Origin of the sequence: Larkinella insperata, from assembly GCF_026248825.1 — a bacterium.
Lineage (GTDB): Bacteria > Bacteroidota > Bacteroidia > Cytophagales > Spirosomataceae > Larkinella > Larkinella insperata.
This window is the reverse complement of sequence record NZ_CP110973.1, coordinates 4007359-4023347: the sequence shown is the minus strand read 5'-3', so window position 1 is coordinate 4023347 and position 15989 is coordinate 4007359. Positions and strand designations below refer to the sequence as shown.

Here is a 15989-nt window from a genome sequence, read left to right as displayed (position 1 = left end):
TGACGTAATTATGGCTCATCAACATTCGCAGGCGCCACACTCCAATACCACGACGCTGATCGACGTAACCATGGAATCGTTTGATGGCGGTCCCCTGAAAACAACGCCCCAGGAGGGCCTTTCGCTCATCAACGACTGGCTGCGTTCGTTAAAAACGTCGGAAGCCGATAATGTAGCCGACACCTTACAGAAGCTAAAAACGGCGCTGGAAGCGCCCCTCATCGATAACGTCCACATTCGCAGCATTCTGCTGGGTCTGGCCGAACAGGCGGAACAATGGGCGGGCAAAGCCGGTGGCGAATTTCCGGCCCGGCTGAACAGTCTGGCCGTTGCTCTACGGAACTTTGGAAATCAATTAGCTTAACTCAGATGGGTCAGCCATTGACCCATCCCTTAACTCGTTACAACCATGCCATCAAATGCATTGACCCAGAACGCCGTTACCGCGACGCTTAATACATTACAAACCACTGATGATGCTGCCATAACCGCATCCCCCAACGACGGTGTTTCGGTTATCGACAAATGGATTAAAGTACTCCAGGAGAGCCGACCCGCTACGACCGTCCTGGAACAATTAATGCAGCTCCGCTCCCTGCTCCAGATGCCCAACTCGGACACGGATCAACTCAAACGACTCCTGAACGACCTGGCCGATAATACCGTCCAAATGTCCCAGTCGAGTGAAGGACCCTGGATTAACGAACTGGAAAAAATTGTCGTTGCTCTACGGAGTTTTAGCTCTCAGTTGGAAAACTGACCTGCGAAAACCCGTTCATCTTTAACTATCGTCTCAATGGCAACCCAACAACCAACTGAACTCATTCAAACCACCATCTCGGCGTTGAACGACGGCGGTGTTACCAGCATCGTACCGGTCGACGGACTTTCCCTGATTGACAACTGGCTCGAAACGCTTGACGATTCCGCCGGTAATCAGCAGGTGGTCACTTCCTTGCAGGAGCTGAAAAGCCAACTGGAAAGTGACAACCCCGATCCGGTAACCGTTAAAACAATTCTGCTGGACCTTTCGGAGCAACTCAACGTGCAGGCATCCAACAGTAACACCGATTTTCGGGACCCGCTCCGCGATTTGTCCAACGCCATTTTAACGCTTGCTTCTTCCCTATAACATGGAATCACACTCCACAGCGACTGACCTGCTTGATAAAACCATTGATAGTCTGACTCAAGGCCCGGTTGACTCGGCAAATGACACCAATTCCAATCTGCTGGATCAATGGATCGGTATTTTGAACGAGGGCGAAAATACCCGCGATATGGCCGGCAAATTGTCACAACTCAAAGAGGCTGCTGCCCAATCATCGCCCGATTCGGCCACTATTCACGGCCTTATGAACGAAATTGCTGATGATCTTCAGCAGTTTAGCAGCGAAGTTGGACCGGAAGGGGAAATTCCGTATCAGTTGCAAGGCTTGGCGACCGCCCTGCGGTCGGCCAGTGAAGGGCTGCAATAACCGGATCACAGATCCATCCGCATTTTGATGTTCGCGCGCTGGTAGGGCGATGGAGTGGATTCTATTTTGTAGAATCCCACTTTTTTGTACAATTCCAGCGCCGGCGTCAAAATGGTATTCGATTCCAGAAAAACCCGTTTGGCCCCCATCTGCCGGGCGATCTCCACGGAGTGCTGACAAAGCTTTTTGCCAATCTGCTTGCCCTGCACCTCGGGTGCCACCGCCATCTTGGCCAGTTCGTATACCCCGTCACTTTCCTTCAGTAGTGCGCACGTGCCGACGATACCGCCCTGATAGCGGGCGAAAAACACACGGCCCCCGTTTGCAATAATGTACTCTTCCGGATTGCTCAGCGCCCGGATGTCGGGTTCTTCAACTTTAAAGTATTTTTCGATCCAAGCCAGATTTAACTGTTTGAACGCTTCCCGGTAAGCCGGATCAAAATCCAGAATTTGAACTTCGTCGAGCTGTTTCATTTTGAAATAGGTCTTAAACCGACTGAGGTAATGCTCCTGCGCCAGGGTTTCTTCCATTTCTTCCAGCGCAAAAAGGAGGTGATGCCGCTGCTTGTTGATCAACTGCCCGTTGAGTTCGTCGATGGCCTGCCAGATCTTCTCCAGATCAGGCAGCATCCCCCGCCCTTTTTCGCTCAGGGAAAGGAGCCGTTTGCGGCTGTCTTTGCCCGACTTAGCCGATTCAATCAGGCCCGCCTGCTCCAGTTCCTTCGCCAGTTGGATGATGGCCGGATGCGAAAAACTGAGTTCTTCCGCGATTTCGGTCACGCTCAACGGTGACTTTCGGGATAGCAGATAAAATAAGGTAAACCACTTGGGGTCAAAATCGAGTCCAAACGACTCGTAAACCGCCGAGGCCTGTTTTGTGATCAAATCGCTCAGCCGTCGTAGACGACTTCCGAAGGCTAACGGCCCCAACTGCGCTATCAAATCCATTTGCTAAAAAATCTACGTTTATACATACGTAACCACTTACGTAAATATGAACAATGGATTTTTAGGATGCAATTTCTCGCACCATTTAATTTATTTCTCCTACTTAAGTTGATTCCAATAGATCAGCACGTTTAACGTTGCCCTGCCAGAAGCCACTAAATCCAGATCGCCGTCGCCGTCCAGATCAGCGGCCAGCAAATCTTCCGTCGCCATCATTACGCTGTCATCCAGGACGTGCTCCTGCCAGATTTGGAGGGTTTTATCGGGCACAAAAAGCCGGACGCCCACTTTCTTTTCCGCATTGGGGTTCCGCCAGCCCACGGCAATCTGATCAACGCCGAGTTTCAGAAAGTCCCCGCACGCCAGCGCATGGCCCTGATTCATTTGCTCGGTTAGCGTTTGCAGCACTCCATATTGCAGCTTATCCGGCGCGTCAGCAACCGGACCGTTTTTGTACACCACCAACTTATTGCCGTGCATGGGCTCAACAGCCGCCACAAACGGGACTTTGCCGTTCTGAAATCCCCGACGCACCTCGCCCATGCCGTTGCCTTCGCCAATCCACCGCGGAACGGGCGTCCATTTGCCGTTGCGGTACGCTACGGTTTTGCCCCCTTCTTTGCTCCCGATCAGCATCCGGGTTTCCGGGCCATCCTCCCAGATTTCAAAATTATGCGTCAGGTGCAGCGTTGAATCGACCAGGTGCATCCGCCAGGGGTCGTGCGGATTTTTCGGTTTCTCATAACCCAGAATGCGCACACCCCGGCCTTCGCCGTTTTTATTGCCCAAACCGTGCAGCGGCACCACAATCAATTGGTAGCGATCGGGGGCCACTTTCGCCCAGCGCATCCGGTGCGTTGTGATCTCGTGGTGCAACCGGATGGGTTCCCAGCTTTGCGTCGGGTCCTGGGGACGAACCAGGTAAAAAACCGCGCCGGACTTGGTCGTGTCGTTGGTTTCGGAGGGATTCCAGCCCGCGCCCACGGCCACCTCCACCCGGCCATCCCCGTCGATGTCCCGGGCGGCAATGCAGACGTTATCCTGCGGGGTCAGATTCTGCGCCATCACGTGCCGCGACCAGGCCGCGTCGCGCTGGCCCGGATTGCGGTACCAGACAATTTCCTTCTGGTCGGCCATCAGAATGTCGGGCTTTCGGTCGCCGTCAACATCGCCAATGGCCAGACCGTATCCAATATCAATCTGATTGTCAACAACCTGAACTTTAAAATTGGGTTTCTGGGCGAAGAGTGGCCCGGCGAGCAGCAGCAAAGCGGCAAGTTTTTTCATGGCGAAGAAAGGCTGGGTTCGTGGATGGACTTCTCCAATATTCGGCAATCGTCCGCCAATAATCAACCCTTCGCCTTTAATCCTTTTTTCCGCTCCAGCGTTCGCCCGGGCGCAACACCTGGAAAGGCGTCTGATAGCGTTCGGCTTCGCGGACAAAGTTGGCCGGGTCTTCGGTATTGAATTCAAACAGGTGGTAATGGTGCGGGATCACCAGCCGGGCGCCTATTTCCCGGCCCAGCCGGGCCGCTTCCTCCGGGTTCAGATTGCCGGCCACGCGCCGTTCGGGTTTGTTGCCGTTGATCGGTAAAAAAGCTACATCGACGGCAAACGGTTTCAGGAGTTCCACCATTCCGTCGTACCAGAGCGTATCCCCGCTGTGATAAACCGTCCACGGCCCGGCCTGCACCACAAATCCCATAAACTTACAGCGCCCCTGCGCATCGCGTTCCAGTTCGTTATGGGCCGCCGGTACACCGTGGAACGTAAAACCGGCCACCTCCACAGTTTCGCCGTCGTTCAGACCCACCGGAAAAGCCGGATCGCCCTGCAACCGGCCAGCGACGAACGCCCGGTTGGCTTCCGGAATAACAAACTGGACGTTCGGGTTGGCCCGAAACAACGGCAACAGCGTTTCAGCGTCCAGGTGATCGGTATGGTTGTGGCTGGACGTCACGACGTCAATACCCACCAGCCGGGCCGGATCAACCACCCGCTCCGATATTCGGACGTGCGGCTTATCGGTGTTGGCGTATTTCACCGTCAGCGAATCCGACAGATACGGATCGAAGAGTACCTGACGCCCCTGCCATTGCAGCAAAAAACCGCTCTGTCCCAGCCACCAAATGTGCAACCGGTGGGCTTCCGAACGAGCGGCTTCAATATCGGTCAGTAAGCTTTGGTCTTTTTGACTGGCAGGAATCAGGTTTATCATAAGGCAACATTAGGTCAGAACTGGCCTTCCCCGCAGCGGCTTCCGGGCAAAACCCGCCATCTGACGAACAAAGCTAACCACACCGATGTATTGCAGGACATCGGCGTACATCATCACGTCTTTCAGGAAACCGTCAACCGTTCCCCGCTTGTCCATTTTATAGGTATTTTTGGCCGACCACGGTACCCAGCACACTTCCTTTTGATGCTTCCACATGTACTCGTTGATCGCCATCTCCAGTTGAAAACCGTCAACGGGTCCGGCCAATACGGCGCGCAGATCGTCGGTCCGTAAAATCCGCTCCCCGGACAACAGCACGTCGGCGCGGTTCATCCGGACAAACCATTCGGCATTCAGCCGACGCAGAATCAGCATGTCTACATCCGGGCACGTGCCAATCATCCGGACAATCTGTGCCAGCTCGTCCGGCTCCAGATTGCGCAGATCCGCGTCCATCAGCATCACATACGGCGACTCAACGGCTTCCAGAGCCCGTTTGATAGCGGCCGTTTTTCCCCGGTTTTCCGGCATCCGCATTACTGTCAGTCGCGGCCACCGTTGCCGGATTCGGGCCAATGTATCGTCTTCCGAGCCATCGTCGACGCAGATAATCTGGTCGAAGGTACCCAGGCCCGTAACCGCTTCCAAAACCGAAAAGATCCGCTCTCCTTCGTTGTAAAACGGTATGATGCAGGTTATTCCACAGTTGTTTTCCATTGCCCCACGTTTCATTGTTAACTGCTCTAACAACTCCGAAAGGCCGACTGTGGTTTGGGTTATTTATTCACCCCGCACTTTTTTTGCCCCGGTCACCATGCTAACTAGCTTCTGGCGGGCCGCCCAGCGAGCGGTCTGACTCAATCCGCAATCCGGCGCCACCGCCAGTTTCTCCGCCGGAATGTATTTCAAGCACGTTTCAATGCGTTCAATCACATCCTTAACGGTTTCGATGTAATAATTTTTCACATCGATAATGCCAACGGCCACGTCCATCTTCTGCGCAAATTCGGCGATGAGTTCAATCTCATCGAACTCGCGGTTGGCCATTTCCACGTGCACCTCATCCACCGACAAATCCAGGAAATCCGGCAACATGGGGTGAATTTTCCGGTACCCAACGGGCCGCCCCTTGAAGTTACCAAAACACAAGTGCGTCGAAAGGCGGCATTTGCCCACCACCGGCGCTACCGTGCGGTTGAAAATATCGACAAACCGCTTCGTATCCTCTTTGTAGGCGTAACACGACATGGACGGCTCATCGACGGTAATCTCCTCACAACCAGCCGCAACCAGATCTTCCAGTTCCTTCCGGATAAAAGGCAGCAACGCTTCCGTAATCTCGTAACGATCTTTGTAGCGGTCGTTGGGCAGCATCCGGCCACTGAGTGTGTACGGTCCGGGAATGGATGCTTTCAGGGTCGGGCCGGCCGGAGCCAGTTTTTTCAATCGCTGGTATTCTTTAACGGCTCCCAAACCGTTCGGAGCCGTCAACTCCTCAACGATGGAGTGTTTGCCGCGCTGATCGTGGGCGGGTGGCCCGAATTTCCGCGTCTCGGCATGGTTGGGTTGCAACCCCTTGATGTAGCCGTAGAACGACAGGTTGAAGTCCAGCCGGGTCTGTTCGCCGTCGGTGATGACATCCAGCCCGGCGGTGGTCTGGTCGTGAATGGCCGCGATGACGGCATCTTCAATCATTTCTTCCACGTCGGCGGGACCAAACTGGTCCAAATTCTGGGAGGCAAATTCAAGCCAGCCGGGAAACGGGTAACTGCCGATAACGGTTGTACGGATGGGGTTGGGTTGCATAGGGTTGAAAAGGGGTGCTCACGAATGTTGGTCCGTGCGCCTTGTCAAAGTAAGTAGCTTATGTTTGTAAAAATCAGGATCTAAACGGGTGTTCCCGCGGGTCCCTGCGCCCGCAGATCGGCGGTTTGCCCAACCTGCGCGTAGAGCTTCGCCAACCGGTGGGCGTGTTCGTCGTAGGCGGCTTCGAACAGTTCGGTGGCCCGTTCGGTACCCACCACCGCACCGGCCGTCAGGACCTTGGGTGGCTGACCGGCTTCGGTCAGCAAGCGGGCCAGTTCGGCTTTGATGCTGTTGACGATCAACGCGCCCCCCACCGTGCTGCCGGGTGAAACCGGCGTTTCCAGATCCGGAACCGTTACCATCGCATCGCCCACGGGCGCACCCGTATCCAGAACCAGATCAGCAAAATCACTCAGTTTCAAACCGTCTTTCCGTTTGCTGGTGCTGCGTTCGGCATGTTCTTTCGTGATGAGCGCAACGACTTTGACGCCCCGACGCTGAAATTCTTCCGCCATTTCGATGGGCACCACGTTGCTGCCACTCGACGAAATCACCAGGGCCGAATCCTGTTCGGAAAGGTCGTAATTCCGCAGAATCCGCTCGGCCAACCCCGGAACGTTCTCCAGAAACATCGCCTGCCGCTGGCCGTTGGCGCCTACCACCAGGTTGTGAAACGTCAGCGACAATTCGACAATGGGATTAAAGCCGGGAAACGAGCCGTAACGCGGCCACATCTCTTCCACCATAATCCGGCTATGGCCCGAACCAAACACGTGGACCATGCGGCCCGCCAGAATGGTGTCGGCAAACCACTGAGCCGCCAGTTGCAATTCCGCTGTCTGCTGCTCGACCGTATCAATCAGTTGCCGGCATTTTTGTAAGTACGTGTGTATCATCATAGGGTCTGTATTTCACTGTCTGCTACCACCGCGAAGCCCGCAGCACCGATAGCGCCCGCCCAGTCTTCAAAGTGGGCTTTGCGGATGGCGGTCTTCTTTCCCGCCGGTCGCCATTCAAAAAGAGCCATAAACGAGTCCAGCGGCCCGAACAAAGCGTCACCAGCCTGCGTAATGCCGCCCCCCAGCACAATGACCTCCGGAGAGAACGCATTGGCAAGCCCTGCGAGAGCGGTGGCCAGATGCCGCACCGAAGTCAGCCAGACCAGGGTCGCCAGGGGTTCCTGCTGGTGATAGGCATCCAGCAATTCGTTGGTCATCGAATACCGCCCGTACGACCGCCGGGCCACCGTGGCATTGCCGATGGCATCTTCCAGCGAACCGGGCGTTCCGGTGATTCCCAACTGACTGCTGTCGGCCTGGACCGGTATGTGGCCTAAATGACCCGCCATCTGGTAGTATCCTTGATAGAGCCGTCCGTTCATCAGCAGCCCGCCCCCCACGCCCGTGCCCAGCGTCAGCATGAGAGCGTTTTGGATGTTGCGGGCGGCCCCAAACCGGGCTTCGGCCATCAGCGCGGCATGGGCGTCGTTCAGCACCCGCACGGGTTCGCCCAGAAACGCCGACCAGTGAAGACCTTCCAGCCCCGGCAACCGGCCCGGCATGCAGGCAATTGCGTCGTTGGAAGGGGTGGGCAAACCCGGTGCCGACAAGCCAACGCCAGCCACCGGTTCAGCGGTTACGGCTTTGAGCTGCCGAAAGGTGTCGGCCACGGCCTCTTTCCATTGCCCGTCTTCCCGATCGTTGGTCGGTGTAATGACCCGGTGCAGCACGTCACCGGTTTGGGCGTCGATCAACACGCCTTTAATTCGGGTACCGCCAATGTCGATGCCGATTGCCTTCATTTATCTTTTTTTACAGGTTTTGGTGAATGCCTCCGTCTTGTGCCGGAACTGACCCGGATAAGAACCGAGCCACCTATTCTCAAAACCCGCTATCTGGAAAACTCTACTCAATATTGCCCCTCACTGACCTCCCAGCCGCCATCGACCGCCAGGACCTGCCCCGTTGTAAACCGCGAATACTCCGACATAAAATAAATGGCGGCCCCGTCCAGATCGGTTGGCTGGCCGATGCGGCCCCCGTTCAGCGGTTGTTTGGTGCCGATAAACGCCCGGATTGTTTCGTCGTTGGCGGCCCGCTGCGCCATTGGCGTTTCAACCAGGGCGGGCGCCAGCACATTGATGCGGATGTCGTTGGATGCGTAATAAGCCGCAATGGACTTTGTAAAACCGATAACGGCCGACTTGGTAGCCGCATAGGCGTGGGTAGCGAAGTGCTTCGGCGAGGGCGAAAAACCAAGCACGGAACTCATGTTCAGGATGGTGCCGCCGGTATTTTGCTCCAGAAACGCCCGCACGGCTGCCTGATTGGAGAGCATCAGCGAGGTCAGGTTCAGTTCCACCGTCTTGTTCCAGCCTTCGAGCGTGAGGTGGTGCAACGGACCGTCGCCAAACCGCCGACCGCTTCCGCCCGCGACGTGGTAGAGTCCGTCGAAACCGCCAAACTCGCCCTGACACAGTGTAATGGCCGAAATGGCCGTGGCCGGATCGGTGGCGTCGCCGTTCAGGGCCAAACCAAAACCGCCCAGTTGCGCTTCGGCCGCCTTGCAGCTTTCCTCGTTTCGCCCCACCACCACCACGCGGGCTCCCTGCCCAACAAACGCCTGCGCAGCCGACAAGCCTAGGCCGGTGGTGCCGCCAATAATTACAATCCGTTTGTTAGCCAGCCACAGTTGGTCCATTGAATAAACAAAAAAATCGTACGTCGAAAACGAAGGTATAAACTACAGACTAGGATTGCAACAACTTATTATAATAAGTCTCAGATCGCGGAGATTTTTGTATACTTGCCTACCAACCTTCCATTCTCTATGACCGATCGGCCAACCCGTATTCCGCAGTATCAGTATCTTTACGAATCGTTGCGCCAGCAGATTATCCGGGGCGATTTTAAAGCCGGTGACCTGTTGCCGTCCGAGAAAGACCTTCAGAATCAGTTCCGTCTGACGCAGCCGACCATCCGGCAGGCGCTCGGACTGCTGGTGCAGGACGGGTACATCCGTAAGCACCAGGGCAAAGGCAGCATCGTACAACCGCTCCCGATTGGCCTGGGCGTAATGTCGATTGTCGGGCGGCTGGCCAACACGGCGAATGCCAGCCGGGCTGAGGGTATGACCACGACTATTTTGACCAAACCCAAGCAGCACCCTTTTCCGGACGATTTTTTGTTTACCCCAACCGAAGAAGACACCAAGGTTGGTTTTATTTATTTTGAACGGCTGCGGGCGGTTGACGAAGAACCCGTCTTTTTCGAGAAAATCAGTTTACCCAACCGCTATTTACCCGGTTTCTCACGCCAGCGGCTGGAAAACCGTTCCCTGTTTGATTTACTGCGGGCCAAATACGGTTTGCTGGTGAAAGGAGGTGAGCAGAAAGTGCTGGCCGTTCCAGCCGACGATGAACTAGCGCGGCAACTGAATGTGGCCATCCATACGCCCCTGTTGCGGCTCGACAAGCGACTTGATACCAACCGGCCGGACTTCAGCTTTTATTCTTCCCTGTACGCCCGCACCGACAGTTACCTGCTGCACGGACGGTTCTGAGGTCAGGCCGGGATGACAATGGTAAACGTTGCGCCCTGGTTGGGAACCCCTTCAGCCGTGATGATGCCGCCGTGGTTTTCCACAATCTTCTTGCAGATAGCCAGGCCGATGCCGGTGCCTTCAAATTCTCTTTTGGTGTGCAGCCGCTGGAAAATGGTGAAGATTTTACCGGCATGCTGGTTATCGAATCCAATGCCGTTATCGGCAATTTTCACCTCCAGATACGGCCGAATCGCCGGCAGACCGAGGGCATGAACGCTGCCTGGCGGTAAAAAACGGTGCGTAATTCGGACGGCGGGGGGCGTATCCTTTCGGGCAAATTTAAAGGCATTCGTCAGCAGGTTCTGGAAAAGCTGCCGGAACTGGGACGCCACCAGGGCCACAACCGGCAGCTCATCGGTGTACACCCGGGCGTTTACCTGTTCAATCTGGTGCTCGAGCGACTGCACCACGTCATCCAGAATCTGCTTCAGGCTGTGCTGCTCAAATTTCTGGTCCGACGAAATCAACGAAACCGACAGAATATCGCCGATCAGGGTTTGCATTCGCTGGGCCGCGTCGATGATCTTCGACAGATACAACTCCCCTTCCGCATCAATTTTGTCGTGCTGACTGATCGACAGCCGCTCGCCGAAGGTGGATATTTTCCGCAACGGCTCTTTCAGATCGTGGCTGGCAATGTAGGCAAACTCCTGCAAACGGGCGTTCGACTGCTCCAGTCGGCGGTTCTTTTCTTCCACCTGGTGCTCGGCCTCCACCTTGTCGGTGATGTCGATCGAAATGTTAAGCACGTGCTCGACCAGGCCCTGCGCATTGCGGTCGAAAACCGTACCGAAGGTTTGAAACCAGCGGTAATGGCCGTTCTGGTGCCGCATCCGGTATATAAATTCCGACACCTGGGCTTCCTCCGGTCCCTGATTGGCCTTGTCCAAAGCCTGCGCGTTCTCCGCCAGCAGACTCGTCAGATCGTCGGGATGAATAATGGTCAGCAAAAAATCAACTCCCTCCCGCAGAACCCGCTCCTGAGAATAGCCCAGCAACATCTCGAAACCCCGGCTGATGTATTGGTACTCTCCGGTTTGGATGTGGTAGGTAGCAATGATGGCCGGAGCGGCATCCGTAATTTTTCGGATAAAATGGACCTGTGCATCAATCTTCTCCTGCAAAAGATTGATGTACAGCCCAAACGCATTGTTGGAAAGCTCCAGCGTATAGGCGTCCATTTCCCGGATCAGCCCAACCATTTCGACCGGATCGACGGTGTAACGGGGAAGGAAAGTGAGAAAGCCTTGCTTGCGGACGTATCCCATCAGAGCAATGTCCTGCGTAGCAATCTGGTCGCGCCTAACCTGACCCAACTGATCGAGCGCCCAGCGTTGCAGGGTGGCCTCAATGTGCTGACCGGCCCGGTTTTCAACAAAAGCCGTGAGCAGTTTCACGGACGAATCGTTTAGGATTTCAATCAGTTGTTCGGGCGGCAGGTCTTTGTAAAAAGCCAGGATTGGGATGTCTACCTGCCGGTACAGGCGCAGCAATTCCCGGCTAAAGTCCGCCAGGTGATTATCCAGCAGAAATTTAGCAAATTGAGGCAGATGCGTAAAGACCAGCTTCGATGAACCGGCCACAGGAGGAGATGGTATCAATCAGGTAATGGTTACGGGCTTTCTAGGGAAGATCACGTTCCAGGATCCGGCCGGTTTCCTTGTCTTTGAGAATAACCTTATGCCGTCCGTCGTGCGTAACTTCCTCTTTGATTAAATAATAATTTTCATCATAATCAACCAGGGTCGCTTCAGGTTTCAGCCCTTCCCTCCCCCGCCAGACCGGCAACAGAACGGGTTCCCACTGCTTGGTTTCCGCCGATCGGTAAGCCGCGTCCAGTATGGCGTTGACCACATAGCCGTCGTAGAACGTTTCGGCGGGTTCACGGCCTGCTTCGGCGGCATTGAACATGTCCGTAAACATGTGGTTGTAGCCCAGATCGTTTACTTCGTCGCCCACCGGAAAAAGCCAGCCGGACGTACTTTCGGCTTTTTCGGCCACGTAATCGGCGCCTTTGCCGCTGGTAAACATTTCAAAACCCGTCCGCAGAAAATTGTTGATCCAGATGGTGCCTTCGGTTCCCATCACCTCGTCGCGCAGGTCCATCCCACCCCGGAATGTCCAGCTTACCTCAAACTGCCCGATAGCGCCGTTTTCGTATTTCACCAGCGCGATGGCGTGGTCTTCGGCGTCAATGGGCTTGACCTGCGTAGCCGCCCAGCACATGACCTCCACGGGCCTGACGTCTTTGCCAATAAAATTCCGGGCAATTTCGACGCAGTGACAACCGAGGTCGAGCATACACCCCCCACCGGCCTGCTCCTTGTCCCAGAACCAGTCGCTGTGCGGTCCGGGGTGCGTCTCGCGCGATTTGGCCCAGAGAATCCGGCCCAACGCGCCGTTTTTAACGCTTTCCAGGGCTTTCAGAAACTTGGGGGTATAGCACAAATCTTCCAGGTAACCGGCAAAAATGCCAGCTTCTTCCACGGCTTTCATCATCCGCAGCGCTTCTTCGGCGTTGCGGCCCAGCGGTTTGGTGCTTACCACGGCTTTTTTATGTTTGGCGCAAAGCAGCACGGCGGCTTCGTGCAGGTTGTTGGGCAGGGCAATGCACACCATATCAACCTCCGGATGAGCAATCACCTCTTCCATGTCCGTTGCCCAGATGGAGCAGCCGTAGTCGGTGGCAAATTTCTTGGCACTTTCTTCCCGGCGGGCGTAGATGGCCACCACACGGTCACGGCCGCGTTGACCGTGGATGGATTCGGCGTAGAACCGGCCAATAAAACCGGAACCCAGCATGGCAATTTTTCGCATAAGAATTAAGGGAATAATGGATCAGGAATGATGAACGATGAAGCGGCTGACGCGGGCCCTCATCCTTCCCGTCAAATATAGCCAGCGGGAAAATGGATGAGTAGCTTTTCCGAGTAAAAGATTGAAAACAGGGTTTATTTGTCCCAATCAGTAATAAATTTAGACGTGCCTAAATTTATTTTCTATATTTGTTTCGAACGGTATCGTTTTCCGCTTCTACTTGTTATAAAAAGCCATGCACTGGTTGCCGGTTTATCGACAGAAAATTGCCCGCATTCTGCTGATTCTGTTCAGCTTTATGCTGGTCAATTCGGTCGTTTTCCGCCACGCTCACAAGCTCGCCAGCGGGCGGATCATCGTTCACGCGCACCCGTACATTCCCATTGGCGACAGCCCCTATCAGCCCAACACGCACACCACCGGGGAGCTGTTCTGGCTCGATAATTTTGCCAATGCCTTCTACGATACCTTAACGCCGTTGGTGTTTATCTGCGCGGTGCTGAGCGTGCCGGTGCTGCGTTATTTTCTGGACCTTTACGAGTCGATCAGTACTCATTTCTTTCCTTACTTCTCCCATCGGGGTCCGCCGGTTGTCGGATAGTCACTTCCTGTTGTGTCGCTTCTCGCGATTCTTCTTTCGTGCCCCGTTGTCCCGAACCTCGGTGAAGGCTGGCCTGTAACTAGCTGTCCTTGGGCGCGTTGACACTTCCGCACATTCTTTCTTTTTATCGAACGACAACCATGCAAAAAACGATATACGCATCGGTATTGCTCCTATTGTGCAGTACCTTATTTGCCTATGCTCAGTCAACCGCCACGGTGGAAGGCCGGGTTTATTCCAAACAAAAACCGCTCGAACTGAGCACCGTGGCCCTGAAAGGAACCCGTTTCGGCGCCCTGACCGACACGGCGGGGGTCTTTAAGCTAACCGGCGTTCCGGCGGGGCGCTATCAACTGGTGGTGTCGCAGGTGGGCTTTGAGACGTTTCAGAAAACCATTACGCTGACAGCCGGGCAGACCTTCCACCAAACCGTCGACCTGCGCGAAGCTGCCAACACGCTGGGTGAGGTGGTAATAACGGGCACCATGAAAGAAGTCTCGAAGTTGGAGAGCCCCGTTCCGGTCGAGATTTACACACCCAAATTTTTCCAGAAAAACCCGACGCCCAACATCTACGACGCCCTGCAAAACATCAATGGGGTGCGGCCACAACTCAACTGCAACGTCTGCAACACCGGCGACATTCACATCAACGGATTGGAGGGACCGTATACGATGGTGCTGCTCGACGGGATGCCCATTGTCAGTTCCCTGTCAACGGTGTACGGTTTATCCGGCATCCCCAACTCGCTGGTAGAGCGGGTCGAAGTGGTAAAAGGTCCGGCTTCAACGCTGTACGGTTCGGAAGCCGTGGCCGGTCTGATCAACATCATTACGAAAAACCCGTTGAAAGCACCCGTGCTGACGGCCGATGTCTTCGGAACAAGCTGGCAGGAATACAACGCGGACCTGGGCGTAAAATTCCGGGCCGGAGCCGCCAACTCGCTGGTGGGGCTAAACTATTATAATTACCAGCGGCCGTTCGATAAAAACGGCGACGGTTTTACGGATGTAACCCTGCAACACCGGATTTCGGTGTTCAACAAGTGGCAGTTTGAGCGGAAAGAAAACCGGCTGGCCAGCATCGTGGCCCGGTATTTTTACGAAGATCGCTGGGGCGGCCAAACCAACTGGAATCGCAGCCTGCGGGGCACCGACAGCCTGTACGCCGAAAGTATTTTTACCAAGCGCCTGGAACTGATCGGGGCGTATCAACTGCCCACCACCGAAAATATTACCCTGCAATCATCGTTTAACAGCCACCAGCAGAACTCGGTTTACGGCACAACGCCCTTTTTAGCCACCCAGCGGATTTTCTTCGCCCAACTGCTCTGGAACAAAGAATTCAACCGCCACGTCAGCCTGCTGGTCGGGACGCCCTTCCGCTCTACCTTTTACGACGACAGCACCCCGGCAACCCAGTCGGGCGATTCGCTCCGGCCCGTCAACCAGCCCGACCGGACGCTGCTGCCCGGGATTTTCGCCCAGCCCGAATTTACGTTTAACGACCAGCATAAGCTCCTGATCGGGGTGCGCTACGATTACAACTCCCGGCACGGCAACATCCTGACGCCCCGGTTTTCGTACAAATGGTCGCCCAACAAAGACAACGTGATCCGGCTCAATGCCGGGACGGGTTACCGGGTGGTCAACCTGTTTACGGAAGATCACGCGGCCCTGACCGGTGCCCGGCAGGTGGTGGTGGAAGATGAACTGAAGCCCGAACGAAGCTGGAACGTTAACCTTAATTATACGAAGCTGCTGGTATTCGGGAGCGGTTTTCTGAACATCGACGCATCGCTGTTTTATACTTACTTCACCAACCGGATCATTGCCGATTACGATACCGACCCCAATAAAATCTTCTTCGATAACCTGAAAGGCCACTCAACGTCGAAAGGTCTGAGCGTTAACCTGGACGCCAGTTTCACGTTCCCGCTGAAAGTAAACGCCGGTTTTACGCTCATGGATGTGTACAAAGTGGAAGACGGGGCCGACGGGCAACCCGTCAAGACGCGTCAGTTGCTGACCGAACGGATTACGGGAACCTGGACGGTTTCTTACGATTTTGGGCGGGGGCTTTCGGCTGATTATACGGGGAATCTGTACGGTCCCATGCGGCTCCCGTTGCTGAGTTCCGACGACCCGCGCCCCGAATACTCACCAACCTGGAGCATTCAAAACATCCAGGTAACCAAACGGTTCGACAATGGATTTGAAATTTACGGCGGAGTAAAAAACCTGCTGAATTTCACCCCTCCGGCCAACAGCATCGCCCGGGCCAACGACCCGTTCGACAAACGGGTGGTATTCGGCGCTGACGGCCAGGTGGTGGCCACACCGGACAATCCTTACCGGCTGACGTTCGATCCCAACTACGTATTTGCGCCCAACCAGGGAATACGCGGTTTTCTGGGGGTTCGGTATACGATTCATTAACGAAAGCGACCGGATGCAACCTTTGCCGGTCAAATCAGGTCCTTAAGAAGAGAAGGGAGCTGGGGCGGGGCAAACATT

Annotated in this window: 17 protein-coding genes; 7 read left to right on the top strand and 10 right to left on the bottom strand. The window is 55.1% G+C overall.

What is annotated here, in order from left to right; genetic code table 11:
- Window positions 1-10: 10 nt before the first annotated feature.
- Genes OQ371_RS16165 through OQ371_RS16150 form a run of 4 tightly spaced genes read left to right on the top strand, consistent with a single transcriptional unit; the run spans window position 11 to window position 1478 of the window.
- Window positions 11-364 (top strand): hypothetical protein, encoded by a 354-nt coding sequence (locus tag OQ371_RS16165; RefSeq protein WP_265989165.1) that lies wholly within the window; start codon window positions 11-13, stop codon window positions 362-364.
- A gap of 45 nt (window positions 365-409) precedes the next feature.
- Complete coding sequence (locus OQ371_RS16160; RefSeq protein WP_265989164.1) at window positions 410-760, top strand: hypothetical protein; 351 nt, start codon at window positions 410-412, stop codon at window positions 758-760.
- Between the two features lie 36 nt (window positions 761-796).
- On the top strand, window positions 797-1132 hold the full coding sequence (locus OQ371_RS16155; protein ID WP_265989163.1) for a hypothetical protein: 336 nt from the start codon (window positions 797-799) through the stop codon (window positions 1130-1132).
- A gap of 1 nt (window position 1133) precedes the next feature.
- On the top strand, window positions 1134-1478 hold the full coding sequence (locus OQ371_RS16150; RefSeq protein WP_265989162.1) for a hypothetical protein: 345 nt from the start codon (window positions 1134-1136) through the stop codon (window positions 1476-1478).
- A gap of 5 nt (window positions 1479-1483) precedes the next feature.
- Here the strand turns inward: OQ371_RS16150 and OQ371_RS16145 are convergent, their stop codons facing one another.
- The 8 genes from OQ371_RS16145 to OQ371_RS16110 form a co-directional block, all read right to left on the bottom strand.
- A complete protein-coding gene (locus OQ371_RS16145) occupies window positions 1484-2428 on the bottom strand; it encodes a bifunctional helix-turn-helix transcriptional regulator/GNAT family N-acetyltransferase (RefSeq protein ID WP_265989161.1) in 945 nt (314 codons plus the stop codon).
- 99 nt (window positions 2429-2527) lie between these two features.
- Entirely contained in the window at window positions 2528-3715 is a 1188-nt protein-coding gene (locus OQ371_RS16140) for an FG-GAP repeat domain-containing protein (protein ID WP_265989160.1), read from the bottom strand.
- Between the two features lie 76 nt (window positions 3716-3791).
- Window positions 3792-4646 carry an MBL fold metallo-hydrolase gene (locus OQ371_RS16135; protein WP_265989158.1) on the bottom strand — a complete coding sequence of 285 codons (855 nt, stop codon included), beginning with the start codon at window positions 4644-4646 and terminating at the stop codon, window positions 3792-3794.
- 9 nt (window positions 4647-4655) lie between these two features.
- On the bottom strand, window positions 4656-5363 hold the full coding sequence (locus OQ371_RS16130) for a glycosyltransferase family 2 protein (protein ID WP_265989156.1): 708 nt from the start codon (window positions 5361-5363) through the stop codon (window positions 4656-4658).
- Between the two features lie 63 nt (window positions 5364-5426).
- Window positions 5427-6452: a methionine synthase gene (locus OQ371_RS16125; protein ID WP_265989154.1), complete on the bottom strand. Its 1026-nt coding sequence runs from the start codon at window positions 6450-6452 to the stop codon at window positions 5427-5429.
- Window positions 6453-6532: 80 nt separating this feature from the next.
- Complete coding sequence (locus tag OQ371_RS16120; RefSeq protein ID WP_265994322.1) at window positions 6533-7348, bottom strand: sugar isomerase domain-containing protein; 816 nt, start codon at window positions 7346-7348, stop codon at window positions 6533-6535.
- Window positions 7348-8253: an ROK family protein gene (locus OQ371_RS16115; protein ID WP_265989153.1), complete on the bottom strand. Its 906-nt coding sequence runs from the start codon at window positions 8251-8253 to the stop codon at window positions 7348-7350. Before OQ371_RS16115 ends, OQ371_RS16120 begins: the two co-directional genes overlap by 1 nt.
- Window positions 8254-8360: 107 nt before the next feature.
- A complete protein-coding gene (locus OQ371_RS16110; RefSeq protein WP_265989151.1) occupies window positions 8361-9152 on the bottom strand; it encodes an SDR family NAD(P)-dependent oxidoreductase in 792 nt (263 codons plus the stop codon).
- Between the two features lie 129 nt (window positions 9153-9281).
- On the opposite strand from OQ371_RS16110, the gene OQ371_RS16105 reads away from it, so the two are divergent.
- The gene (locus OQ371_RS16105; RefSeq protein ID WP_265989149.1) at window positions 9282-10013 is read left to right on the top strand and encodes a GntR family transcriptional regulator; all 732 of its coding nucleotides are present in this window, start codon (window positions 9282-9284) and stop codon (window positions 10011-10013) included.
- Between the two features lie 2 nt (window positions 10014-10015).
- On the opposite strand, the gene OQ371_RS16100 is transcribed toward OQ371_RS16105, so the two are convergent.
- Together OQ371_RS16100 and OQ371_RS16095 are read right to left on the bottom strand one after the other, a co-directional pair.
- A complete protein-coding gene (locus OQ371_RS16100; protein ID WP_265989147.1) occupies window positions 10016-11656 on the bottom strand; it encodes a sensor histidine kinase in 1641 nt (546 codons plus the stop codon).
- Between the two features lie 22 nt (window positions 11657-11678).
- Complete coding sequence (locus tag OQ371_RS16095) at window positions 11679-12872, bottom strand: Gfo/Idh/MocA family protein (protein ID WP_265989146.1); 1194 nt, start codon at window positions 12870-12872, stop codon at window positions 11679-11681.
- Between the two features lie 235 nt (window positions 12873-13107).
- Between OQ371_RS16095 and OQ371_RS16090 the strand changes: the two genes are divergently transcribed.
- On the top strand, window positions 13108-13473 hold the full coding sequence (locus tag OQ371_RS16090) for a DUF8478 family putative metalloprotein (RefSeq protein ID WP_265989145.1): 366 nt from the start codon (window positions 13108-13110) through the stop codon (window positions 13471-13473).
- A 140-nt stretch (window positions 13474-13613) separates the two neighbouring features.
- Window positions 13614-15911, top strand: a complete 2298-nt coding sequence (locus OQ371_RS16085; protein ID WP_265989144.1) for a TonB-dependent receptor — start codon at window positions 13614-13616, stop codon at window positions 15909-15911.
- Window positions 15912-15989: the final 78 nt, after the last annotated feature.

What these genes read in the sequence shown, in the direction of transcription:
- OQ371_RS16165 (WP_265989165.1), top strand. Translation starts at nt 11, where the DNA reads ATGGCTCATCAACATTCGCAGGCGCCACACTCCAATACCACGACGCTG.
- OQ371_RS16160 (WP_265989164.1), top strand. Translation starts at nt 410, where the DNA reads ATGCCATCAAATGCATTGACCCAGAACGCCGTTACCGCGACGCTTAAT.
- OQ371_RS16155 (WP_265989163.1), top strand. Translation starts at nt 797, where the DNA reads ATGGCAACCCAACAACCAACTGAACTCATTCAAACCACCATCTCGGCG.
- OQ371_RS16150 (WP_265989162.1), top strand. Translation starts at nt 1,134, where the DNA reads ATGGAATCACACTCCACAGCGACTGACCTGCTTGATAAAACCATTGAT.
- OQ371_RS16145 (WP_265989161.1), bottom strand. Translation starts at nt 2,428, where the DNA reads ATGGATTTGATAGCGCAGTTGGGGCCGTTAGCCTTCGGAAGTCGTCTA.
- OQ371_RS16140 (WP_265989160.1), bottom strand. Translation starts at nt 3,715, where the DNA reads ATGAAAAAACTTGCCGCTTTGCTGCTGCTCGCCGGGCCACTCTTCGCC.
- OQ371_RS16135 (WP_265989158.1), bottom strand. Translation starts at nt 4,646, where the DNA reads ATGATAAACCTGATTCCTGCCAGTCAAAAAGACCAAAGCTTACTGACC.
- OQ371_RS16130 (WP_265989156.1), bottom strand. Translation starts at nt 5,363, where the DNA reads ATGGAAAACAACTGTGGAATAACCTGCATCATACCGTTTTACAACGAA.
- OQ371_RS16125 (WP_265989154.1), bottom strand. Translation starts at nt 6,452, where the DNA reads ATGCAACCCAACCCCATCCGTACAACCGTTATCGGCAGTTACCCGTTT.
- OQ371_RS16120 (WP_265994322.1), bottom strand. Translation starts at nt 7,348, where the DNA reads ATGATACACACGTACTTACAAAAATGCCGGCAACTGATTGATACGGTC.
- OQ371_RS16115 (WP_265989153.1), bottom strand. Translation starts at nt 8,253, where the DNA reads ATGAAGGCAATCGGCATCGACATTGGCGGTACCCGAATTAAAGGCGTG.
- OQ371_RS16110 (WP_265989151.1), bottom strand. Translation starts at nt 9,152, where the DNA reads ATGGACCAACTGTGGCTGGCTAACAAACGGATTGTAATTATTGGCGGC.
- OQ371_RS16105 (WP_265989149.1), top strand. Translation starts at nt 9,282, where the DNA reads ATGACCGATCGGCCAACCCGTATTCCGCAGTATCAGTATCTTTACGAA.
- OQ371_RS16095 (WP_265989146.1), bottom strand. Translation starts at nt 12,872, where the DNA reads ATGCGAAAAATTGCCATGCTGGGTTCCGGTTTTATTGGCCGGTTCTAC.
- OQ371_RS16090 (WP_265989145.1), top strand. Translation starts at nt 13,108, where the DNA reads ATGCACTGGTTGCCGGTTTATCGACAGAAAATTGCCCGCATTCTGCTG.
- OQ371_RS16085 (WP_265989144.1), top strand. Translation starts at nt 13,614, where the DNA reads ATGCAAAAAACGATATACGCATCGGTATTGCTCCTATTGTGCAGTACC.